The 24,717-nt window shown below is 30.9% G+C and carries 20 protein-coding genes and 1 other RNA gene; 19 read left to right on the top strand and 2 right to left on the bottom strand.

The features are described from left to right. Positions 1-11 precede the first annotated feature (11 nt). The gene (locus tag AC27L2_RS00335) at positions 12-2,402 is read left to right on the top strand and encodes a TonB-dependent receptor (protein ID WP_487209662.1); all 2,391 of its coding nucleotides are present in this window, start codon (positions 12-14) and stop codon (positions 2,400-2,402) included. Between the two features lie 4 nt (positions 2,403-2,406). Next, the gene (locus AC27L2_RS00330) at positions 2,407-4,626 is read left to right on the top strand and encodes a CHASE2 domain-containing protein (protein WP_487209661.1); all 2,220 of its coding nucleotides are present in this window, start codon (positions 2,407-2,409) and stop codon (positions 4,624-4,626) included. Positions 4,627-4,652: 26 nt separating this feature from the next. Here AC27L2_RS00330 and AC27L2_RS00325 read toward each other — a convergent pair whose 3' ends face one another. Beyond that, on the bottom strand, positions 4,653-5,735 hold the full coding sequence (locus tag AC27L2_RS00325) for an LptF/LptG family permease (RefSeq protein ID WP_487209660.1): 1,083 nt from the start codon (positions 5,733-5,735) through the stop codon (positions 4,653-4,655). Continuing rightward, positions 5,722-7,092 (bottom strand): LptF/LptG family permease, encoded by a 1,371-nt coding sequence (locus tag AC27L2_RS00320; RefSeq protein WP_487209659.1) that lies wholly within the window; start codon positions 7,090-7,092, stop codon positions 5,722-5,724. The genes AC27L2_RS00325 and AC27L2_RS00320 overlap by 14 nt, the downstream gene beginning before the upstream one ends. A gap of 153 nt (positions 7,093-7,245) precedes the next feature. Here AC27L2_RS00320 and AC27L2_RS00315 point away from each other — a divergent pair, with 153 nt between their 5' ends. From AC27L2_RS00315 to AC27L2_RS00235, 17 genes are all read left to right on the top strand, one after another. After that, positions 7,246-8,613, top strand: coding sequence for a dipeptidase (locus AC27L2_RS00315; RefSeq protein ID WP_487209658.1), 1,368 nt, complete (start codon positions 7,246-7,248; stop codon positions 8,611-8,613). 20 nt (positions 8,614-8,633) lie between these two features. After that, on the top strand, positions 8,634-9,461 hold the full coding sequence (locus AC27L2_RS00310; protein ID WP_487209657.1) for a hypothetical protein: 828 nt from the start codon (positions 8,634-8,636) through the stop codon (positions 9,459-9,461). A gap of 75 nt (positions 9,462-9,536) precedes the next feature. After that, positions 9,537-10,637, top strand: coding sequence for a CAF17-like 4Fe-4S cluster assembly/insertion protein YgfZ (gene ygfZ, locus AC27L2_RS00305; RefSeq protein ID WP_487209656.1), 1,101 nt, complete (start codon positions 9,537-9,539; stop codon positions 10,635-10,637). Continuing rightward, on the top strand, positions 10,634-11,173 hold the full coding sequence (locus AC27L2_RS00300; RefSeq protein ID WP_487209655.1) for a cob(I)yrinic acid a,c-diamide adenosyltransferase: 540 nt from the start codon (positions 10,634-10,636) through the stop codon (positions 11,171-11,173). Before ygfZ ends, AC27L2_RS00300 begins: the two co-directional genes overlap by 4 nt. Before the next feature lie 27 nt (positions 11,174-11,200). Continuing rightward, positions 11,201-11,556, top strand: a transfer-messenger RNA (tmRNA) gene (ssrA, locus tag AC27L2_RS00295). Between the two features lie 336 nt (positions 11,557-11,892). Further along, positions 11,893-15,618 carry a PAS domain S-box protein gene (locus AC27L2_RS00290; RefSeq protein WP_487209654.1) on the top strand — a complete coding sequence of 1,242 codons (3,726 nt, stop codon included), beginning with the start codon at positions 11,893-11,895 and terminating at the stop codon, positions 15,616-15,618. 105 nt (positions 15,619-15,723) lie between these two features. Then, a complete protein-coding gene (dapF, locus tag AC27L2_RS00285) occupies positions 15,724-16,596 on the top strand; it encodes a diaminopimelate epimerase (RefSeq protein ID WP_487209653.1) in 873 nt (290 codons plus the stop codon). A 7-nt stretch (positions 16,597-16,603) separates the two neighbouring features. After that, positions 16,604-16,906 carry an antibiotic biosynthesis monooxygenase gene (locus AC27L2_RS00280; protein ID WP_487209652.1) on the top strand — a complete coding sequence of 101 codons (303 nt, stop codon included), beginning with the start codon at positions 16,604-16,606 and terminating at the stop codon, positions 16,904-16,906. Between the two features lie 47 nt (positions 16,907-16,953). Next, positions 16,954-17,994 (top strand): CehA/McbA family metallohydrolase, encoded by a 1,041-nt coding sequence (locus tag AC27L2_RS00275; RefSeq protein WP_487209651.1) that lies wholly within the window; start codon positions 16,954-16,956, stop codon positions 17,992-17,994. A gap of 52 nt (positions 17,995-18,046) precedes the next feature. After that, complete coding sequence (locus AC27L2_RS00270; protein ID WP_487209650.1) at positions 18,047-18,736, top strand: tetratricopeptide repeat protein; 690 nt, start codon at positions 18,047-18,049, stop codon at positions 18,734-18,736. A gap of 187 nt (positions 18,737-18,923) precedes the next feature. Next, positions 18,924-19,403, top strand: a complete 480-nt coding sequence (accB, locus tag AC27L2_RS00265) for an acetyl-CoA carboxylase biotin carboxyl carrier protein (protein WP_487209649.1) — start codon at positions 18,924-18,926, stop codon at positions 19,401-19,403. A 25-nt stretch (positions 19,404-19,428) separates the two neighbouring features. Beyond that, the gene (accC, locus tag AC27L2_RS00260; protein ID WP_487209648.1) at positions 19,429-20,781 is read left to right on the top strand and encodes an acetyl-CoA carboxylase biotin carboxylase subunit; all 1,353 of its coding nucleotides are present in this window, start codon (positions 19,429-19,431) and stop codon (positions 20,779-20,781) included. Then, positions 20,778-21,155 carry a glycine cleavage system protein GcvH gene (gcvH, locus tag AC27L2_RS00255; protein ID WP_487209647.1) on the top strand — a complete coding sequence of 126 codons (378 nt, stop codon included), beginning with the start codon at positions 20,778-20,780 and terminating at the stop codon, positions 21,153-21,155. The genes accC and gcvH overlap by 4 nt, the downstream gene beginning before the upstream one ends. Before the next feature lie 34 nt (positions 21,156-21,189). Continuing rightward, entirely contained in the window at positions 21,190-22,731 is a 1,542-nt protein-coding gene (gene guaA, locus AC27L2_RS00250) for a glutamine-hydrolyzing GMP synthase (RefSeq protein ID WP_487209646.1), read from the top strand. 1 nt (position 22,732) lies between these two features. Next, the gene (radC, locus tag AC27L2_RS00245; RefSeq protein WP_487209645.1) at positions 22,733-23,413 is read left to right on the top strand and encodes a RadC family protein; all 681 of its coding nucleotides are present in this window, start codon (positions 22,733-22,735) and stop codon (positions 23,411-23,413) included. Between the two features lie 160 nt (positions 23,414-23,573). After that, on the top strand, positions 23,574-23,849 hold the full coding sequence (locus AC27L2_RS00240) for a hypothetical protein (protein ID WP_487209644.1): 276 nt from the start codon (positions 23,574-23,576) through the stop codon (positions 23,847-23,849). A gap of 36 nt (positions 23,850-23,885) precedes the next feature. Beyond that, the gene (locus AC27L2_RS00235; protein WP_487209643.1) at positions 23,886-24,590 is read left to right on the top strand and encodes a LysM peptidoglycan-binding domain-containing protein; all 705 of its coding nucleotides are present in this window, start codon (positions 23,886-23,888) and stop codon (positions 24,588-24,590) included. The last annotated feature ends 127 nt before the right edge of the window (positions 24,591-24,717 follow it).

The raw sequence follows: 24,717 nt of genomic DNA, 5'->3' as shown, positions 1-24,717 counted from the left end.
CAGGGGTTTGTATGAACAAAAAAATTTTTGCTGCTATAAATACATTAATCATCTTTCTGTTAACAAGTTTTATTTATTCACAGGAAAGTAATTACATATTAAATGTTAAAATCAGTGAAGCTAAAATTAACAATCCAATTAATATTTCAGTTGACTTGGTTTCTGGAGAAAATATTTCATCGATTCAATTAGCTTATCGATTTTTTGGTCAAAATGAGTTTAATAAAAAAGAAATGCAGATTACCGGGATTAATGCAACTATTACAATACCAGCTGACGAAGTTAAACCCCCAACACTTGAATATTTTTTTATAATTAATTTGAAAGATGGAACAATTGATACTTATCCAGCAGGAATTGAACAAGGAACTTCACATTTCCAATTGGCAATTGCAGGACAAACTGAAAAAGAAAAAGAAATTTTAATACTTAGTCCAGAAGAAGGGGAAATCCTTTCTACAGAAAATTTTTTAATCACAATTTCTTTCATAAAGGCACCTTCGAATATTGATATTAAAAAAACAAGAGTTTTTTTAAATGATATTGATATATCACAAAATATGTTAATCGCAGAAGATTTGATAGTAATAAGCGGTGAGAGCATTGGTAATCTAAAATATGGTTCAGCAGAAGTGAAAGTTGAAGTATATGACAACGAAGGGAAACTATATTATACAGCTGAGAGAAATATTTTAATTGCAACCAAGAAAGTACTTGAAAAAATTGCAAGAAAATGGAATATAAATGGAAACTTAAGAGCAGAATCAAGAAATGAAAATTATAGTTCATCATCAACATGGTATAATAATTTAAGTGCAGAAGCCAAATTGACATCAGGAGAATGGCTGTTTAGCGGACAATTATATGTTACCTCAGAAGAAAAAAATTATTTGCAGCCATACAATCGTTATACATTTACAATTCGTAATGGTGATTTATTGAATTTACAATTAGGTGATTCATATCCTCAGTTCCCCAATTTGATAATGAATGGTAAAAGAGTAAGGGGATTTAATGGAGCATTAAATTTAGGAGGAATTAATATTCAAACTGCATTTGGTGAAACAGAAAGAAAGATTGAAGGAACACTTTTGCAAACTTATCAAAAAGGAGATGCTCCTCTTGCTTATGATGTTATTGCAATAAATGAAAGTAAATATGGTTATCCATATGGTAAAGTTAAGTTTGGGACATATAAAAGAAATATTTTCGTAGTTCGACCATCATTTGGAAGTGGAGAAAATTTTCAATGGGGATTTACTTTCTTGCATTCAAAAGATGACCCAAATTCAGTTGAGTTTGCTTCTCGTCCACAAGAAAATGCTGTCTTTGGAACAGATTTAATGTTTGCATTTGATGACCAAAATATAATGTTTACCTCTCAGGCAGCATTTAGTATTTTTAATAAAGATATTTCTTCTGGAACTCTATCAGATGCAAAAATTGATTCAATATTTGGAGAAGGTTCTGCTTTTGATATTGACCCCGACCAGATTAAAACTATTAAAAAAATTCTTGGAAAATTTATTACAGTAAATCAATATATCGGTCCGCTGAACCCGCAAAAATTAGCTTCTCTAGCAGGCGAGGCAGCATTAAGTCTTAACTACTTTAATAATTCTTTGAAAGCTTCTTATGTTTACAGAGGAAATGATTATCTTTCACTTGGTCAGCCGTTTATCCAGACAGACATTAAAGGATTTAATTTTGTTGATAGAATTAGAATGTTCGATAACAGATTTTTCCTTTCAGTTGGTTATGAAAAATTAGAAGACAATCTTCAAAAAACAAAAATTGCTACAACAACTTATGAAACATTCAGTGCAACTGCCTCAATATTTACAAGATTAAATTTCCCAAATATCACAGTTGGATATTATCTTAGGAAAAATAATAATGGCTTAAGTGTAACTGACACTTTGTTCAATAATTATGTTATTGATGAAATTACTAATCGATTTACATTGCTTCTTTCATATGATTTGAAATTAGGTGTTCGTCACAATACATCATTATCGTTATCAACTCAGAAAAGAGATGATAGAAGTCCAAGAAATTTTGATGCAAGTTTTAATTCAGTTTCATTTTCATTAAATAGTTTCTGGGAGAGCAATTTGAACTCTGTGTTCCAGATTCTTTACAGTTCTACAGAAATTGGGAATTCTCAATTTAAATATTTCACTTTAACAGCAGGTGCAAAATATAGATTACTTGAGAATAAACTAACACTTTCAGCTACTTTAAGTCCAAGCATCGGAGATTATAAGAGACAAGCATTGGAATTAATTGCTGATTACAAATTAATTGGAAATCTTAATCTTGCATTTCAGGCAAGAATTTTTAGATTTCCCGGAAAATCAACTAATTCTATTGTCGGTTTAACTACAAGATATGTTTTATAATTTTATGAACAGCAGCAAAAAAATTTTTGGCGATGCATTTAAACAAGTTTTGATAATTATTTTTGCTGCTGTTTTTACTATTGTTATAACTCAAGATTATCTTCTCCCAATTTCTCCTCTAAAAGAATTAGAACTAAAATTAATTGATAGAAGATTTTCGGAAAGAGGACCAATCGATATAAGTGATATTTCCGATGTAATAATTGTAGAAATAACTCAAGATGCATATGAACAAATTCCTGCTCCTTATAATCGATGGCCCTGGCCTAGATTTATTTTTGCAAAAGTAATTAATAATCTTACAGAAGCAGGCGTTAAAGCAATTGGCATTGATATAAATTTTACAAGCAGCGACCAATTTTCTCCAGCAAATGATTCATTAATGATTGATGCAATTAGAAATTCAAAAAAAGTTGTTCTTGCAGGAAAGATTGATGTAGAACAGGAAAAATTATTTGAAGAAAATAAAAGCTTTATAACAAATCTCAATGAAAATTACGGCAATTACTTCTACAATGCAGATAGTTCAATAGGAATTGTGCAGGTACCTGCAGATAATGATGGGGTTTTCAGAAGATATGTTCCTTATGTTAAATCAAATGCATCCAATAAATTAATACCAAGTTTTGGATTTGCAGTATTAAATAAATACTTTGAATTGCCAGCATCTTACACAGCAAAACGCAAAAAGAATTACTTTGAAATTTTTGATAAATTAATTCCTCAGTACGATAAGAACAGTATTTTGATAAATTTCTATGGACCAAGCGGAACTTTCCCTCGTATTAAATTAATTGATGTCCTTGATGATAAAGAATTTAAAACTGTTGATGAAATCGAAATTGGAGAAGACATAAATACATGGGATAATCCAGATGGAGGGTGGTTATATTCTAATAAACTGAAAAATAAAATTGTTTTAATTGGTTCAACAATGCCGGAAGATAGAGATATTCTTCCAATTTCTTTTGCAAGAGGAAAGCAAAAAGGGGACAATTTAATTTATGGCGTTGAATTTCATGCAAATGTTATTCAAAATATTTTAAAAGGTGATTTTTTATACAGGCAATCTAATCTTGGCGAACTTTTGATGATTTTTATATTTACTCTTTATTCATTTCTATTGACTTCGCTGTTAAGGAAAATAAAACTGCATATTGGTTTATTGATTGAGCTGCTGAACATTATTATTGTAGGATTCAGTATTTATTTAATCTATCAACTTAGTGTTTATTATTTTGTTGAAGAAAAATTAGTGATGGCAATTGTAAGTCCATCGCTTGCAGTTGTGACAGGATATTTTTCAAGTACTGCTTATCATTTTCTTAAAGAGAGGCAGCAGAATGTTTTAATCAAAGGAATGTTCAGTCATTATGTAAGCAATGCAGTTGTTAATGAATTAATCTCAAATCCAGAAAAATTAAAATTAGGAGGCGAGAAGAAAAATTTAACTGTATTATTTAGTGATATTGCAAACTTTACAACATTTGCAGAAAAAAAACAACCTGAAGAACTCGTCAGCTTCATCAATCAATTCTTGAATGAAATGAGTGAAATAATAATTGCAAATGATGGAACACTCGATAAATATCTTGGTGATGCTGTTATGGCTTTCTGGGGTGCTCCAATTGAAGTGCCTGATCATGCTTATAAAGCTTGTCTTACAGCATTACAAATGCAAACAAGACTTGCTCAATTAAGAGAAATATGGACAAACAAAACTGAATCTTCAATTCACATAAGAATCGGCATTAATTCAGGTGAAGTTATTGTTGGAAATATTGGCGGTGAAAAAAGATTTGATTACACAGTCCTTGGTGATAATGTTAATTTAGCTTCAAGACTTGAAGGAGCAAATAAAGAATATGGAACAAGCATAATGATTAGTGAATCTACATATGAACTGGTAAAAGACAAATTTCTTGTTCGTTATCTTGATGTTGTAAGAGTTAAAGGGAAAACCAAACCAACAGCAGTTTATGAATTAATAAGTATGAAGGGAGATAAAAAAGCTGAAGAAGCAATAGAAAACATGGATTTTTATTTTCAAGGGATAGAATTATATAAACATCGCAGTTTTGATGCTGCGTTTGATTATTTCAAGCGTTCTTATGAGAAATTAAAAGATTATCCTTCAAAAGTTTATATGAACAGATGTGAATTTTATTTGACTAATCCGCCAGATGAAAATTGGGATGGTGTATTTGAGTTGAAATCAAAATAACTTTTTAATCTTATCCAATCTATAATTTATTTCATTGCTCTGTTAAGATTAAAAATTGCTGCAATCAGAAATATAAAATTAGAAAACCATGCTGTTATGAATGGGTCTAAAATTCCATTTTTGCCAAATGCTTGGCTCACTTTCATAAAAACTAAATAAATAAATGTTATTAAAAGATTGATTCCAAAGTGAAGTGCCAATCCTCCTTTTCTTCTTCCTGCCGAAATTGGCAAACCAAATAAAACTACAATTACACTTGAAAATGCATAAGCAATTCTTGATTGATATTCAATTTGGATTTGTGTTGGGTCGTTTCCTGTTCGTTTTTGTTCATAAGCTAATTCAGATAATTCGGGCAGAGAGAGTTCTTCCGGCTTCCTTTGTTTCTTTATTACATCTTCCGGTTTGAAGTTTAAGCCATGAAACTCTTTCATAACAAATTTTTCTACTGTTTCACTCGTATCGCTGAATGTTCTTTTTATTCCATTATAAAGAATCCAGCATGCTTTTGCTGTGTCATATTTCATTCTAAAGGCATCAGTTCTTTCAATTAACTTTGTTTTATCATTAGAATCAAATTCCTGAATACTTACCTGATTTGCCTGGTCGTTTGCTAAATCATAAATGTTGATTGTAACAATTCTTGTTTTGGTATCTTGGAAATAAATATTACTTCCGAAATAAACAACACCTTTTTTTAAGTAAGTTTGTTCAATGAAAACTTTGTGCTTATTTGCCATCGGAACAATATATCCTCCAAAGTAAACAGAAAAAAGACTGATAATAAAAGCAGTAATAAAAAATGGAACTACAAATCGATAAAAACTTATTCCACCAGCTTTGATGGCAGTTAATTCATTTTGATTGGATAATTTGCCAGCAGTGAAAAGACTTGCAAGCAAAACTGCAACAGGTGTCATTAATCTTATGATTTCAGGAGTGAATACAATGTAGTATTGAACAATAATATTTGTATCAACATTCTGGTCAATAAAATCTCCAAGCTTTTCCATCATATCGATAACAACAAAGAGTAATGTAAAAGCAATCAAGCCAAAAAATATTGATTGTAAAAATTGTTTGACAAGATATCGGTCAATTATTTTCATATTCTTCTTCAGGTTTAAGCCACGATTGAGGAATATATTTTCTTATGAAACTAAAGTCCAAAGTAATTTTTTCTCTTGCACTTTTTATTGTAAGAATAATTCCGAGAATGCCTAAAAGAATATTTGCACTCCACATTCCCCAGAAAGGAGATAGAAGTCCGCGGTCAGCTAATTTTTCGCCTCCAATTAAAAATGCCCAATAGATTAAAAAGAAAACTAAACTTATTCCAGCCGCCATTCCAAAACCGCCTTTTCGTGTCATAGTTCCAAGTGGAGCTCCAATTAAAACAAAAATCAAACATGCAAATGGTAATGAATATTTTTTGTGAATCTCTACCCAGTAACGATTAATTTCTTTTTTATAATAATCAATTCTGTATAAAGTATTTAATATGGAACTTTCATCAGCTTTAATTCTTTGCTGTGCACGAATGAATATAAATTTTGAATACAAATCTGGTTGAACAATATTTTTATTATCCAAAGGAATTTTTTTGATTAATTCAGAAATTTTTTTGTTCAATTCGTTTTCATATTGAGTAAGATATACATTTAGACTGTCAACAATTTTCAGCATCGCAGGTGCACCTAATTCTCTATCGCCACGAGGTCCGCCAGGTGCAGTCTGCTCAAATGTAAATTGTTCTGCTGGCATTGCAATTTTATGACGCTGAAATCTTAATCTTCTGTATTCAATTGAATTAGTATTATCTGTTTCATGAATTTCACCGTTTGTTAAATCCATGATTAATTTTTTTTGATTCTTCGACAAATAAATTTTTCCCTTCGATGCAGTTACAATATTTACTTTTGGCGATTCTGAATAATCATAAATTGTTAAATCTTCTAATTCATTTGTATGAGCATCAACTTTACGAGCAAGTATTGAATAGTTTGGAACATCCTGAGAAAAAACACCAGGCACAAGTGAAAGTGTAGGTTTTTGTCGTGAAATATCTTCCATCAACAATCTTGCAGCATGATTTGCATCTGGATAAATATGATTGTTAAAATAAACAAGCATCAATGCGAGAATAATACTTGCTGCAAAGGGTGGTATCATCATTTTATATAAACTTATTCCAGTTGCTTTTAAAATTGCAATCTCGTTGTTCTGCGACATATTCCCGAAAGCCATTAAAACCGCAACAAGAACCGACATTGGAATTACAAGCACAACCATCCATGCTAAATTGTATGTAATTAATTTTAGAATAACCCAAAAACTTAATCCTTTCCCAACCAACCTATCTGCAAATTTCATAAGGAATTGCAAAAGAAAAATTGCTATCAATACAAAAACAGAAAAGAAAAACGGGGCAATATGATTTTTGAGTATATATTTTATTAATATCATTTAAGTGAGCTGTAAAATTACTTTCCTAAATTTACCAACTTTATTCAGTAAATTGAAATTTGATTAAACATTAACTTGAATACCGATTAAATGCAATGTAAATTTGAGCATAGAAAATACTTAATTAGTTTTTATAAAATTTTAGGGGGTTTTATGGATGCGGTTCTAAATTACATAAATTCCAATCTCCATAATTATCTAAATGAATTAATCGAATACTTAAAAATTCCAAGTATAAGCACACTTGAATCTCATAAAGAAGATATAAACAGATGTGCTGAATTTGCAGCAAGCAAATTGAAAGAAGCAGGAATGACGAGAGTGGAAATTTTTCAGACTGAAAAACATCCAATTGTATATGGTGAATGGCTTGGAGCTCCAGGTAAACCAACTTTACTAATTTATGGTCATTATGATGTTCAGCCTGTTGACCCGATTGATTTGTGGAATAATCCTCCTTTTGAACCTGTAATTAGTGATGGAAAAATTTGGGCTCGTGGTGCAAATGATAATAAAGGTCAACATTTTGTTCACATCAAAAGTGTAGAAGCATTTGTTAAAACTTTCGGCTCACTTCCGCTGAATGTTAAATTTGTAATCGAAGGTGAAGAAGAAATTGGAAGCGGAAGTTTATATTCTTTTATTAAACAGAATAAAGATTTATTAAAATGTGATGCAATTTTAATTTCTGATACAAGCATGTATGATAAAGGTGTCCCAACTATTACTTATGGATTACGCGGACTTTTATATACAGAAGTTGAAGTTATTGGTCCAAAAGCAGATTTACATTCGGGAAGTTTTGGAGGTGCAGTTGCAAATCCAATTAACGAGCTTGCAAAAATAATTTCTAAACTTCATGACAAGAATGGGAAAATTACAATACCAAATTTTTATAAAGATGTTTTGAAATTAACTCCGGAAGAAAAAGAAAACTTCAAGCGACTTAAATTTTCTGATAAAAAATTTGCACATGAACTTGGTGTTAAAGAACTTCAAGGTGAAAAAGGTTTTTCTACTCTGGAAAGACTCTGGGTTCGACCAACATTAGATTGCAATGGGATTGTTGGAGGATTCATTGAAAAAGGAGCTAAAACTGTATTGCCTTCAAAAGCTTCTGCAAAAATTAGTATGAGATTGGTTCCCAATCAAAATCCTCAAAAAATATTTAAGGAATTTGCAAATTATGTAAAAAGTCTTGCACCAAAGAGTGTAAAGGTTGATGTAAAAATGATTCACTATGGTTATCCAGTTGTAACATCATTAAACAGCAATGCAGTTAAAGCTGCATCAACAGCACTTTCAAAAGCTTTTGGAAGAAAAACTGTATTTACTCGCGAAGGTGGTTCAATTCCTATTGTTGTAGATTTTATGAATCAATTAAAAGCCCCAGCAGTTTTAATGGGCTTGGGTTTGGATACAGATAATATTCATTCACCAAATGAACATTTTCATATAGAAAATTTTGAAAAAGGGATTCTAAGTTCAGCTTATTTTATTGATGAATTTTCCAAAACATAAAATATTTTTAAGAGGAATAAATGAACAAGTATAATTTAATTATTTTATTTCCTCTTTTACTTATTGCCTGTACTTCTGGTAAGAAGGAAACAGGCGATGCAGCAACTTCAACTGGAAAAGAAAGAGAAATTAGAGAATACAATATTGAGGTAGCAAAAGAACAAGCAAAGAATAGATTCCCATGCGATACAATTGCATTAAAAGAATATATCCTTGAAAATTATCCTCCAGGAACTTATTTAATGGAAAATGAACCTTCTACAATTTATGGTGTTCCTAAAAATGCAGTAATTTATTTTAATGATGGTGGAAATTTTATTCTTGCATTAATCGCTCGTTCAAAAGAAACCGAAAGATTTATAGAGAAAAAAAATGTTCAAGGATATGAATCAAGTTTTGTTACACTCGACAGCACAAAATTAGGAACAGCTTTTTTCTATTTAACTTTGTTTGAATGCAAAGAAAATAAATTCGAAAAAATCTGGGAAGCCGAGGTCCCAATTCATGGTGGATTTAGCAGAATGTCAATAAAAACATGGGCGCCCAAGAATATTAAATATGTTGAACTCTATTACGAAGATGGAATTATTTCAGGCAACAGAAGATATAATTTTTTCATGATTGATGGATGGCGCAAACCACCGCATTTGCTCGAAACTTATACAGGCATTGTACATAAAAGAACTTTAGCTAATATTAATAACGATAAATATCCCGATTATTATGAATACAGATTTATAGAAGATTCAATGCGTATCAGAGTGCGGGATTCAATACCATTTTATTGGAGTGAAAAAAGACAATTGTACATTACAGATAAAAATCCCCGCTGGTTTAGAAAGTATTAATTTCCTTAACTCAGTTGTTCACAATCTTTAATAACTAACTTTTTTAGAATCAAAAAAATAATTATGAGAGGATTTATGTATCAGGAGGAATTTTCAGTATTGAATGTAAATGAAATATTAAAAAATAAATTCAAAAATTGTGTTTGTGAAGATTCTTTAATCAAAGTGATAAATAATTTTAAGGAAGAATACAATTCATTAAGATATGGTGTTGGGATAAGGTTTTATAATCCTGTGATAATTCAGTTGAAGGGGAATGACACAATCGACTTTCTTCACAGAATTTCTACTAATGATTTGCGAAATCTCAAAGCATTTGAGAAAATCAATACTCTTTTCTTAAATGAAAAAGGAAGATTTATTGACAGAACAACTTTGTTGAATTTGAATAATTATTTTGTCTTGATAGGTCTGCAGGATAATTCGAAAAAATTATTTAACTGGATTAATAAATATATTATAACAGAAGAAATTGAAACAACTGATATTACTTCATCATATATTTTAGTTGAAATTATTGGTCCTCAAACAGAATCATTTTTAACAATGATATTAAGTGAGCAATCGAATGAGATGAACAATCTTTATAATTCATTAAATGAAAATAAAGTTTTGTCAATATCAAATGATAATTTGAAATACGATTTGTTTTTGCATAAAGAAAATGGATTGAACATTTATAAAATTCTTTTAGAAAAAAATGTACTTGGAAATTTTATCGACTATATTTTGGAAAACAAAAGCATATTTGACCTGAATTTTGTTGGTGAAGATGCATATCAAGTTTTCCGAGTTGAAATGGGAATTCCAGATACATCAGAAATAAATCTTAATTTTAATCCACATGAAATAAATTTATTAAATGAAGTAAGCTTTACAAAAGGTTGTTATATCGGTCAAGAGGTTGTTGCAAGACTTGATACTTATGATAAAGTTCAGAGAAAATTATGTGGTGTAATTTTTGAAAATGGAGATAATGTTTTAACTGGTGAAGTAACTGATTTAGAAGGAGAAAATGCTGGAATCATTACAAGTGTTGTAAATTCTGAATTGCTCAATAAAAAAATTGGACTGGCTGTAATTCGAAAAAAATTTTTAGATAAAGAAAATTTTGAATGTCTGATGAACAAGAAAAAATTAAATCTAAGAATTGTAACACTACCGTTCGAAAGATGAAAATTTATACAAAACAGGGAGACGAAGGGAAAACATCACTGCTTGGTGGCGAGAGAGTCTGGAAGGATAATCAACGCATACAAGCATATGGAACAGTTGACGAACTAAATGCTATACTTGGCATAGTTGTAACAGAATTAAAATCTGAGGAACTTAAAGAAGAATTAAGAAGTATACAGTCCGAACTTTTTACAATTGGAGCAGATTTAGCAACACCAAATAATAAATCTGTTAAAATTGTAAGAGTTGATAATAATTTTACAAAAAGAATAGAAGCGTTAATTGACAAGTATGATGAGAAACTACCTGAGTTGAAAAATTTTATTTTACCTGGCGGTTCAAAAGCTTCGGCTTACTTGCATTTAGCAAGAACAGTTTGCAGAAGAGCAGAAAGAGAGGTAGTTTCATTAATTAAAGAAGTAGAAATTAATCCAGAAATTGAAGTATATTTGAATCGGCTTTCAGACTTATTATTTGTTCTTGCAAGATATGAAAATTATATCAGCGGGATTGAAGATATAAAATGGAATCCTTGAAATAATGACAGCCCCTGTTAAAAGTTTGGGGGTGACGTGGTTTCGACGGGGTTACTGGTTCTTTGAACTGCGCACCGTGTTCACCGTAGACACGTTAAACGACGGTAAAAAAATAAATGGCGAATATAACTACGCATTAGCTGCTTAATAAAAAACAGCAGCCGCTCTTTAAATCCTTTCGTATCGGGATTTAACAGAGCGTCGTCAATGATACGATAGCCGAGTCGAGTGTCCGTGTAGACAAGGCGAAATTCTAACGGAATAGTCCTGTTAAAATCTGTCTGTCGATGTTAACAGGGCGAAATTCAAAAGACAGACTATGTGCGTAGACGTTCATTGAAAGGTAACTTCGGACCGGGGTTCGACTCCCCGCACCTCCACAAAATTTATTTACTTCCTAAAATTACTTTAATACCAATTCTAAATTATTTCTCCCCCTATTTCATCATTCAATGGAACCAACAACTTTATCTTTTCATATCAGCTTTTCTAAAATACTATTACATATAAAATGAACTTTTTCTTGCTTTTTTGCTTTTTGCTTATTGTTTTAATTCCAGTTATCTATTTTGTTATTGAATGTTTAGTATAAACTGATTAAGTTCAAAATGAAATTAAATATAACTTAAATGCATAAAACTTTTTATTAGAAAATCGATAATCGTTTAAGAGAAATTTTTTATAGGAAATCTATTGATTAAAAATTTTACGGGGGCTGCATGTTAATTGTTCAGATAATTTATAACTTATCTGTTCTTGTTGCAGCCAGTGTAATTTCTAATTTTATTGATGTTAGATGGAACAGGGATACTTTAGCTGGTAAAATTCTTCAAGGTATAACTTTTGGTTTGATTGCTGTTCTCGCTATGTTAAATCCTTTTGTCCTATCTAAAGGAATAATTTTCGATGGCCGCTCAGTTGTTCTAAGTTTATGTGCTCTCTTCTTTGGCAATTTATCTGGAATTATTGCGGGAATATTGGCTGCAGCAATGAGAATTTATCTTGGCGGCGGTGGAGTTTTAATGGGAATTTCTGTTATTACTTCTTCGGTTATTGTTGGATTAATTTTTTATTCACTTAGACAAAAAAACAAAATTCACCTCAACAATCTTAATCTCTATCTCTTTGGAATTATTGTTCATTCATTGATGATTTTATTAATGATTTTGCTGCCCAAAGGTTATACATCACAAGCATTGCAAACTGTGGGTCTAACCGTTATAATTTTCTATCCAGTCGCAACCATATTAATTGGGAAAATTCTCTTAGACCACGAAATTAATTTGAAGATAAATAAAGAATTAAAAGAAAGTGAATCAGTAAATCGTGCAATCCTCGAAGCCATTCCGGATATTGTTTTTTTAATTGATAAGAATGGAAAATTTCTATCTTATAAAACTTATTCCGTAGATGAATTATATCTTCCGCCAGAAGAATTTATCGGTAAAAATATAAAAGAAGTACTGCCGCCGTTTCTTGCTGATTTGACTATGGAGAATATTAAAAAAGCAATAAGCAAAAAAGAAATGCAGATTTATGAATACAAATTACAAATGACTGCCGGAATACAATTTTATGAAGCACGAATGTCCCCAGGTCTTTATGATAATGTTGTAGTGGTTATAAGAAATATTACAAATCAAAAATTATTTCAGGAAAAACTTCTTAAAAGCGAAAAGAAATTTTCAACATTGTTCCAAAAAACTTCTGTTGCAGTGGAATTATTAAAATTGCCTGATTTAAAATACACAGATGTAAACTTAGCATGGACAGACTTACTTGGCTATTCTAAAGAAGAAGTTATTGGGAAAAATGTATTTGAAGCTGGAATTATAAAGGAGAAAGATTCATTTCAATTATTAGTGAATGAAATTAAGCGTAATAATCATATTAGAAATTATGAAATTACATTAAATACAAAAACAGAAAATCAATTAATTGTTTTAGCAAATAGTGATGTAATTGAAATTGAAAATGAAGAATATATTTTAACTTCGCTTCAAGATATTTCTTTGCTTAAAAAATCTGAGAATGAAATTAAAAGATTGAACAGGATTTATGCAGTGCTGAGCGATATTAATCAGATGATTGTTAGAACACAAGATAGACAAAAAATTTTTGATGAAACATGTCGTATTGCAGTTAAAGTAGGCAAATTTAAATTAGCCTGGATAGGAGAAATTACAGATGAAGAACATAACTCAATAACTCCAATTGCTATTCATTCACAAGGCAATTTCCCTGATGACGAAATAAAAACTGATATAAAAAATATAATTGCAAAGAAGGAATTTATTGATTTCATAAAAAATTCTAAAAGCTATTATATCGTCAACAATTTTGAAGAGAATAAATTCAAATTAATAAGAGAAGCAGCAGATAAGTATAATTTCAAGTCATTTGCTCTATTCCCGATTATTTTTATGAATGATGTAAGATGGTGCTTACATCTTTATTCTGAAGATACTGATTTATTTGATGAAAACGAATTAAAACTTTTAACAGAACTTGTCAACGATATTTCGTATGCAATTTATACTTTAGAGATTGATAGGAAACGAAAGGAAGCAGAAGAAAAGATTTCGGAAAATGAAAGATTTTTATCAACACTGATTGATAATTTGCCTGGTTTTATTTACAGATGTGCTAATGATAAAAATTGGACAATGTTTTATATATCAAAGCAATGTGAAGAAATAACAGGCTACAAACCAGAAGAGTTTATTAACAATAGTGTTGTAGCTTTTAACGACATTATTCATCCAGAATATCAACAATTGTTGTGGAAAGAATGGCAGAAAATTCTTGCTGAAAGAAAATACTTTGAATATGAATACCCAATCATTACAAAATCTCATGAGATGAAATGGGTTTGGGAAAGAGGAAGAGGAATTTTTTCAGAGAGTGGGGAATTGCTCTATCTTGAAGGTTTCATAACCGATATAACCAAACGAAAATTATTGGAAGCTGTGATTAAAGAAAATGAAGAAAAGATGAGACTGCTTGTAGAAGGCACTTCATACTTCTTCTTCTATTCACATGATACTGAAGGAAGAATAACTTATATATCTCCCTCAGTCGAACAAATTACAGGTCATAAAGTTGAAGAATGGCTTAATCAAAATAATTGGTTTCTAACGGATTCACCAGTAAATTTGAAGGCAAGAGAAAACACAAGAAAAATGCTTAGAGGTGAAAAGTGTGAATATCCAATCTATATCGAAATTTATAATTCAAAAAATGAAAAAATATTGCTTGAAGTTTATGAAGTCCCGCATTATCAAGATGGAAAAATTATTGGGTTGCATGGAATTGCCCGTGATGTAACAGAACAGAAAAAAGCAGAAGCATTGCTTAAGAAAAGTTATGACAGATTAAACAGAGCAGAAATTGCATCAAAAACTGGTAACTGGGAACTTAATCTTAATACAAAAAAAATATCAGCTTCAAAAGGGGCTGCGTTGATTTATGGTGTTAATAGAGAGGAAATTGATTTTGAGCTTATCAAAAAAATGCCTTTACCCGAATATAGAAATCTTCTTGATAATGCACTCAAAAATTTAATTGAAAACGATATTCCCTATGATGTAGAGTTCAAAATTAAAAAAGTTGATACAGGAGAAATTCGGGATATACATTCAGTTGCTTTTTATGACAAGGATTCCCAAACTGTGTTTGGTGTTATTCAAGATATAACAGAAAAGAAAAAATTAATTGAAGAATTAATTGAAGCAAAAGAAAAAGCTGTTACATCAGAAAAAATGAAAACTAATTTTTTGGCACAAATGTCTCATGAAATAAGAACACCAATTAATATTATTATGGGTAATCTCCAATTAATAAAAGAAGAACTGTGCAAAAATCCAGATGATGAAATATGTGAGTTGTTTGATGGGATTGAACTTGCAAATAAAAGAATAATGAGAACAATTGATTTAATCCTGAATGTCTCAGAACTCCAAACAAAATCTTATGAACCAATTTTTAAGGAAATAGACCTTGGAAAAAATATTTTGCCTTCATTATATGAGGAATATAAGCTACTTGCCGAAAAGAAAAATTTGAAATTCATTTTTAATAATAAAGTTGATGATGCAAAAATAATTGCAGATGATTACAGTGTTGCACAAATTTTTTCCAATCTGATTGATAATGCACTTAAATATACTAACACTGGAGAAGTAGAAATAAATTTAGATAAAAATGAAAAAGGAGAAATCTTTGTAGAAGTTAGAGATACTGGAATTGGAATGAGTGAAGATTTTTTGCAACATTTATTTGAGCCCTTTAATCAAGAAGAACAAGGCTATTCAAGAACTTATGATGGCACAGGTTTGGGCCTTGCGCTTGTAAAAAGCTATTGCGACATAAACAAAGCAAAAATTGAAGTAGAAAGCAATAAAGGTAAAGGGTCTAAGTTTAGAGTTACCTTCAGCATAGATTGAGAGCAATTTATTGCTTTGATTATTAAGATACTTTCCATAAAAAATCATGCCAGATAACCTTTTTCGTTGATTTCAGTTCTTTATTGCCTTAAATTTGAAATCGCTATGAATAACTTTTTGTCTACAAATATTTTATTTACAAAATTGACAGCAGCAGGCAACGATTTCATTTTATTCGATAGGAAATTAAATCCTTCTATTGAAATGGATGACATTTTTATTCAAAATGTATGCAATCGAAGAACAGGAATTGGTGCCGATGGAGTTTTGCTTTTTTCTGATTCAGTTAATTATCCATTCGAATTAGATTATTTTAATTCCGATGGAACATCTGGAGTTTTATGTGCAAATGGAGCAAGATGTGCATTAAGATATGCTTTTATAAGTGGAAGAATTAATCAAGAAAAAGTAAAATTTTCAGTAAATGGAATTGAATACAGCGGTGAAATTATTGATGATAAATTGGTTAAGTTTTATCTGAACGAACCAAAAAAGATAAAAACAAATTTTAAGATAAAAGCTGAAGAACAATTGATTAATGCATCTTATGTAGATGTTGGTGCACCGCATGTAGTGATTAAAATTTCAGATATTCTAAAAAATCCAAAACGACTCGATTCATATTATGATGATATAAATGATGTTCCTGTTTATCAAATTGGAAAAGATATAAGATATTCAAAAGATTTTGAACCTGAAGGGACTAATGTTAATTTTATTGATATTCAAGACAACTTAATAAAAATCAGAACTTATGAAAGAGGTGTTGAAGACGAAACATTAGCCTGCGGAACAGGAAGTGTTGCATCAGCATTAATTTCTTTTTTGAATTACGACATTAAACCACCAATTAAATTAATTACAAAAATTGGAGAAACTTTCATAGTAGATTTTAAAATTGAAAATAAATCATTCAAAGACCTGTCACTGACAGGACCAGCAGTTGCAGTTTTTAAAGGTGAATTATTAATTAAATGAGGAATACATGAGCAAAGTAATTTTTTCAATTCGTTACAACATTTTCCCAGAAAAAAGAAATGAATATCTTGATATTGTTCGTGAACTAAAAACTTTAGTAAAGGCAGAAGGCTTGGAAAGTTATTCTGTTTATGAACAAAAAAATAAACCAAATAATTTTGAAGAAGTCTATATTTTTTCTTCAGAAGAAGCTTTTGAAAATTTTGATGATAATCAGGATGAACGAATTGATATTTTAATGACAAAACTTTCTGATTTGATTAAAGAACAAACAACTCAATACACAACATTAATTGAGGTTAACAGCTGAAAAATTCAAATCAGAATAACTGCCTGCCTTTATTAGAAAGGTAATTTATGTTTGAATACACAGGTGCAATACATGTGCATTCTATATTTTCTGATGGATCAGGCGATGTAAAGGAAATTGCAAAGTATGCTGCAGAATCTGGACTTGATTACGTTATTTTAACTGACCACAATACTTTGCGAGCACTTCATGAAGGTTATGAAGATTGGTATGATAAAACTTTTCTTCTTGTTGGATGTGAAATAAATGATAAAGAAAATAAAAATCATTTATTGGCATTTAATATTAACGAAGCTTATTCTACAAGACTTCCTGCAAAAGAATATGTTCATAAAGTTAAAGAAGCAGGTGGACTTGGATTTATTGCGCATCCGCATGAAAAAAGAAATTCAATGGAAAAACATCCACCATACCCATGGACAGAATGGGATACAGATGAGTTTACAGGAATAGAAATTTGGAATCACATGTCTGTCTGGATGGAAGGTTTAACTGAAGAAAATAAGTATAATTATTTTGTCCATCCTTTGAAATCAATTACACCACCACCAAAAGAAACATTAGAACTTTGGGATAAGCTTAATTTGAAAAGAAGAGTTGTTGGAATTGGCGGAGTTGATGCTCATGCACATAAAGTAAATCTACTTGGATTTTTTGAAGTAGAAGTTTTTCCATACAAAGTAATGTTCAGGTCAATTAGAACAAATATTTTGGTTGATAAAGAAATATCACCCGGTAATGATAAAAATGAAACAAAAAAAATAATTTATGAAGCTCTTGAAACTGGGAGATGTTATGTAGCTAATTATTATTATGGTGATTCAAAAGGATTTAGATTTTATGCTGATGATGGAATTAAAATTTATCAGATGGGTGATTCAATACCTCTTACTGAAAGAACGAAATTGAAAATTTTACTTCCAAATCAAACAGCAGAAATCAGATTAATCAGAAATGGTGAAATTATTGAAAAGCAAAATTCATCTGAATTGGAATTTGATGTAAAAGAATCAGGTGCTTATAGAGTTGAAGTATATTTAAATGAAAATCCATGGATTTTTTCAAATCATATTAGAATTGGTCTATAATATTTGCTAAATTTCACGCCGAATTTTTTGAAAATATCATAAAGAGGTGAACGTGTTAGAAAAAAAGAAAAAAATTACCAAAAAGGAAATTAAACAAGATACCTTAGTTACAACTTACTACAAAGTTTATAATTTCTTTTTAGAACATCAGGCAAAAATTTTAATTGCCTTAGCAGCTGTTGCTTTAATAGTGGTATCAATTGTAATTTATTCTAATAAGCGTTCAAGTGATAATTTAACTGCAGCAAATTTGCTTGCCAAAGTAATTCCTCTTTACGATGCAGGCCAATATCAACAAGCTATTGAAGGAATAAAGGCTCAAAATATTGTTGGATTAAAAAGCATTGTAGAAAATTATGGCAGCACAGAGCAGGGAGAAACAGCAAAAATTTATTTGGCTAACTGCTATTTATTCCTAAACAAAATTGATAGTGCTTATGAAATGTTTAAAGATTATGATGGTTCAAACCCATTATTCAAAGCTGCTTCCTTAGCAGGGCAAGCTGCATATTATGAAACAAAAAAAGAATATGAAAAAGCTGTAGATGCTTACAAAGATGCAGCAAAGATTTCAAAAGAAAATCCTTTGAATGCAGATTATTTGCTTAAAGCAGGTATTAATTTGCTGAGATTAAATAAAAAGTCCGAAGCAAAAACAATTTTTGAATTAATTAAAAAAGATTATAAAAATTACCCGGAAGCAAGAGAAGTTGAGAGATATATAGTTCAAGTTGAAAGTTGATTTTAATTTATTAACTTGATTTTATAGCATGTGCTGAATATATTTTCATTGCTTACTGGGAATAAATTTAATGAAAGATATATCAGATATAAATAAGTGTATATCATTTTTGCATTTCCTATCTTTAATATGTATAATTGACTTTATCCCTTCTATAAAAAAATTATAAAACAAAATAAGAAAGAACATGGATATTAATTTAATTAAGAAGCTGATTAAAATTGTAGAGCAAAGTGAAATCACCGAATTTTCTGTTCAAGAAGGTGATTTGAAAATCAAAATATCAAAGAACTCACATACGGGAACTCAAGCTGTATTCCAGCAAATTCCTGCTGCAATTCCAGAAGTAGTAGCGCAAGTTCCTGCAACAAACACTGTTCAAGAAGAACCAAAACTGCTGGAATCAAAAGAAGAAAAGAAATCGAACTTACATGAAATCAGGTCTCCAATTGTTGGAACATTTTATAGAGCACCTGCACCAGATGCCGACCCATATGTTCAGGTAGGTGATATAGTTTCGCCAGGAACTGTTTTATGCATTGTAGAAGCTATGAAATTGATGAATGAGATTGAGAGTGATGTGAGTGGAAAGATTGTTAAAATACTTGTCGAAAATGCCACACCTGTAGAATATAATCAACCTCTTTTTTTAATTGAAACTATGTAGTTCGTCTAACTTTTGAGAGGTTATATTGTTCAAAAAAATTTTAATTGCCAATCGAGGAGAAATAGCATTAAGAATTATCCGCACATGTAAAGAAATGGGGATAAAAACTGTTGCTGTTTACTCCGAAGCGGATAAGGAATCCTTACATACAATTTTTGCTGATGAAGCTGTATGCATTGGTCCGCCACCAAGTTCAGAAAGTTACTTGAAAATCCCAAACATAATTTCTGCAGCAGTAATAACTGGTGCCGAAGCAATTCATCCAGGTTATGGATTTCTTGCCGAGAATGCAGAATTTAGTGAAATCTGCGCTGATTCGAATATAAAGTTTATTGGACCATCTGCAGATTCAATTAGAAAAATGGGAGACAAAGCATTTGCAAAAGAAACAATGAAGAAGGTTGGCGTTCCGGTTGTTCCAGGAAGTGATGGTGTTGTTAAAGATATTTCAGAAGCAAAAAAAATTGCAAAGGAAATTGGCTATCCAGTTATGCTTAAAGCTTCGGCTGGAGGCGGTGGCAAAGGAATGAGAATTGTCTGGGAAGAAAAAGATTTGCCAAAATTATTCCAAACAGCAAGCACAGAAGCTGAAGCAGCTTTTGGTGTGCCCGATTTATATATTGAAAAATATATTGAAAATCCTCACCATGTTGAAATACAGATTTTAAGTGATAGACATGGCAATGCATATCATTATGGAGAACGTGATTGCTCAATTCAAAGGAGACATCAAAAATTAATTGAAGAATCACCTTCTCCTTTGATTACACCAGAAATCCGCGAAAAAATGGGAGAAGCTGCATTAAGAGGTGTTCGTGCTGTAAATTATGAAGGGGCTGGAACTGTTGAATTTATTGTCGATAAAAATCTTAATTTCTATTTCATTGAGATGAATACAAGAATTCAGGTTGAACATCCAGTTACTGAAATGGTAAGAAATCTTGATTTGATTAAGCAACAAATTTTAATTGCAGCTGGAGAAAAAATTGCCGACCCTCCTTTAGAACCTCGAGGTCATGCAATTGAATTTAGAATTAACGCAGAAGACCCAGAAAATAATTTTAGACCAAGTCCCGGCAGAATTGAATATCTCCATTTCCCTGGTGGATTTGGTGTAAGAGTAGATTCTCATATTTACAATGAATATGTTATTCCACCTTATTATGATTCATTAATTGCTAAATTAATTGTATGGGGAACAGATAGAAAACATGCTATAGCTCGTGCTCGAAGAGCTTTTGAAGAATTTACTGTTGAAGGTATTAAAACTACTATTCCTTTCCATAAAAAAGTTTTAGAACACGAAAAGTTTATTGAAGGTGACTTTGATACTTCTTTTATAGACAAATATTTAAACAATATTAAGAGGGATTTATGAACATACCCAATAACTTAAAGTACACAAAAGACCATGAATGGATTAAAGTCGATGGTAACATTGGATTTATAGGAATTACCGACTTTGCTCAAAGCGAGCTTGGTGATATTGTGTTTGTTGATATCAAACCAGATTTAAAAGAAATTAAAATGAATGAACCATTCGGTACAATCGAAGCTGTTAAAACCGTAAGTGATTTGTATGCCCCTGTTGATGGGAAGCTGCTTGAGATTAATCCTAAAATTAATAATGAACCGCAATTGATTAATTCCGACCCTTATGGGGAAGGCTGGATTATTAAAATTGAATTAACAAATCCAGAGCAATTGAATGAACTGCTTGATGCAGAAGCTTATAAATCTCAATTAGGTTGATTGGATGATTAATTTTTTTATAGCAATTTAATTTATGACTCATCCACAAAAAATATTAATTCTTGATTTTGGCTCTCAGTATACACAACTAATCGCACGCCGAATTCGTGAATTGAATGTTTATTCTGAAATTCATCCAAATAATTTTCCTTTAGAAAAGATAATCGATGAAAAGCCCCGAGGAATAATTTTATCGGGTGGTCCAATGAGCGTTTACGATGAAGGGGCTTTAACAATTGATAAAAAAATCTTTGAGCTTGGAATTCCAATACTTGGGATTTGCTACGGAATGCAGCTGATTGCAAAATATCATAATGGAAAAGTTGAACCTGCAAAAAATAGAGAATACGGAAAAGCTCAAATTCAGATTTTGCACGAAGATGAATTGTTAAAAAATGTTGAAGATAATTCTATTGTGTGGATGAGTCACGGTGATTATATAACTGAAATGCCAGAAGAATTTAATGTAACTGCGAGAACCGAGAACTCTCCAATTTGTGCAATATCAAATTCTGCAAAAAAAATTTATGGCATACAATTTCATCCGGAAGTTGCACATACAAAAGACGGCAAAAAAATTATTGAAAATTTTCTGTTCAATATATGTAATTGTAATGCAGATTGGACGCCGGGAAATTTTATTCAATCATCAATAAAGGAAATAAAAGAAAAAGTTGGCAGCAAAAAAGCAATTTGTGCACTAAGCGGAGGAGTGGATTCTTCAGTTGCAGCTGTATTAGTTCATAAAGCATTAAAGGAAAATTTAATATGCATTCATGTTGATACAGGATTGATGAGAAAAAACGAGAGTGAAAATATTGTTAGGTTATTCCGTGATAATTTTAACATAAAATTAATTTTTATTGATGCTTCGGAATTATTTTTAGAAAGATTAAAAAATGTTGTTGACCCAGAAAAGAAAAGAAAAATAATTGGTAATACTTTCATAGAAGTATTTGAAAAAGAAGCAAAAAAAATTCCTGATGCAGAATTTTTAGTTCAAGGAACACTTTATCCAGATGTAATTGAATCAGTTTCGGTCAAAGGAGCTTCAGTTACAATTAAAACACATCATAATGTCGGCGGACTGCCGGAAAAGATGAATTTGAAACTGATTGAACCATTTCGTGAATTATTTAAAGATGAAGTAAGAGCAATTGGAAGAGAACTCGGATTACCAGAAATGTTTATAAATCGTCATCCATTTCCAGGGCCAGGACTTGCTGTTAGAGTTTTAGGAGAAGTAACAAAAGAAAGATTGGATATATTGCGTGAAGCAGACGATATCTTTATCAATCTTTTGCACGAAGATGGTTATTACAACAAAATCTGGCAAGCTTTTGCTGTTCTGCTTCCAGTGCAAAGTGTTGGGGTTATGGGGGATGCTAGAACTTATGAAAATGTTTTAGCATTAAGAGCTGTTACATCAACCGATGGAATGACAGCAGATTGGTTTCGATTTGACCATGACTTTTTAGAAAAAGCTGCCAATAAAATTATCCGTTCAGTTAAAGGAATTAATCGTGTGGTTTATGATATAAGTTCTAAGCCGCCATCAACAATTGAATGGGAATAAAATGTCGAAGGTAAAAGAATTACCTATTGACGACCGGCCAAGAGAAAAATTAATTTTAAGAGGGGCACAGAGTTTATCTGATGCAGAACTAATTGCTATATTACTTCGAACAGGTACAAAAGGGAAAAATGTAATTCAAATTGCACAAAGTCTAATCAGCAAATATGGTAATCTGAATATTTTATCAATGCAAACTATTGATGCAATTAAAAAATTTCCTGGAATTGGAAAAGATAAAGCAGCTACTCTCATCGCAGCATTCGAAATCAGCCGCAGAGCCGATGCTCAGAAAAAATGGTTTTCAAATAAAAAAATTACATCACCTTCCGATGTGGCAGAAATATTCATCCCACTCTTGAGAGACGAAGTAAAAGAAAAATTTTATGTTCTATGCCTAAATTCTGCAAATAAAATTATAAAAAATGAATTAATATCAGTTGGAAATTTGAATTCAAGCGTGGTTCATGCACGGGAAGTTTTTAAGGTTGCAATAGAAAATAATTCTGCAAATATAATTTTGCTTCATAATCACCCAAGTGGAAATCCGGACCCAAGCAGAGAAGACATTTTATTAACAAAAAGATTGATAGAAGCAGGCAAGCTGTTGGAAATTCAGGTTTTTGACCATATCATAATTGCTGGGAACAATTACACAAGTTTGGTTGAAAAAAGGCTGGTTTAATAAACTTGTTTGATAATTAAATATGATTTTGCTTTCTTTTGTAAAGAAAATAATTATATTTGAGATAAATTATAAGAGATTTGTTAGCAATTTCAAATAAATTTGTTCATCAATATCGAATTCCAAAATTCAATTATTCACAAATTAAAAGGAGAAGCATATGGTAAATATTAAGAAAATCTTAAGCAGCGGGCTAATTATAGCCTTATTTGCTGGAATGCTTAGCGTTACTGGCTGCAGCGGTGTATCCGAAGAACAAATGGCTGAATTAGAAGCTCTTCGTTCAGAAGTAAAAGCACTTGAGAAAGAAGTTAATTCATTGAAGAGTGAAAAAGCTGCCCTCGAAAGAGAAATTGCTGAAAAGAATGCTAAGCTTGATGAATGCGCAAAAGCAAAAGCAGAGACCAAAAAGAATCTCGAAAAACTTGGTTTATAATTCAAAAAGTTTAATAATCTAAAAAAGGAGGAATAGATGAAAGTTTACAAATTTTTATTGGCAATTACAGCTTTAATGCTCCTCTCAGCTGAAGTTTTTGCGCAGCAGCAAGAATTAACAAAAGAGGAGTGGCAGAACGAAATTAATCGTCTTACAGAAAGAAAAGCTTCATTAACAACTGAATTAAATGCTCTCAAAAAAGAAGTTGCTGATTTAAAAGCTACAAGTGAAAAATTACAAACTTATGATGATTGCATGAAAGAATTATATGCTATGGTTGGAGCATCTTCAAAAGCTGATATAGATAATTTTAGAAATCAGCTTGATGCATTAACAAAGAAAATTGATAACAAAGAAGCTCCTAAAGCAGACCGTCAGGCAGAATTGGATGCAATGAAGAAAAACAAAATTTCTGCTTTGCCAGAATTCTTCGATAAAGTTCATAACCAACTCCAAAGAAAATTAGATGCTTGGGTTGAAGCTCCAAAAGAAATTAACTATACAGTTGTAAAAGGTGACTGCCTCTGGAATATTGCAAAGAAGAAAGAACATTATGATAATCCATTTGCATGGCCAATTATTTATAAAGCTAATAGAGACCAAATTAAAAACCCGGATTTGATTTATCCAAAACAAGTATTTAAAATTCCTAATTTGACTGAAGAAGAAAAAGCTAAGTATGATAAGATTAGAAGAAATTATAAACCAGCTCCACCAGCTCAATCACAAACAACAAAGTAATTGGGTGACACTTTCAGAAAGTGTTAGTCTATAATTTTCATAAAGCCCTTTTCATTTAGTGATGAAGAGGGCTTTTTTTATAAAAAGGAGGTAACTACGCAGATAGAGAAACAATTAAAATTAGAAA

This window comes from Rosettibacter sp. KY25 (assembly GCF_057554405.1).
Note: the sequence above shows the minus strand (reverse complement) of the source record. Positions and strands in the feature narration are given on the sequence as shown.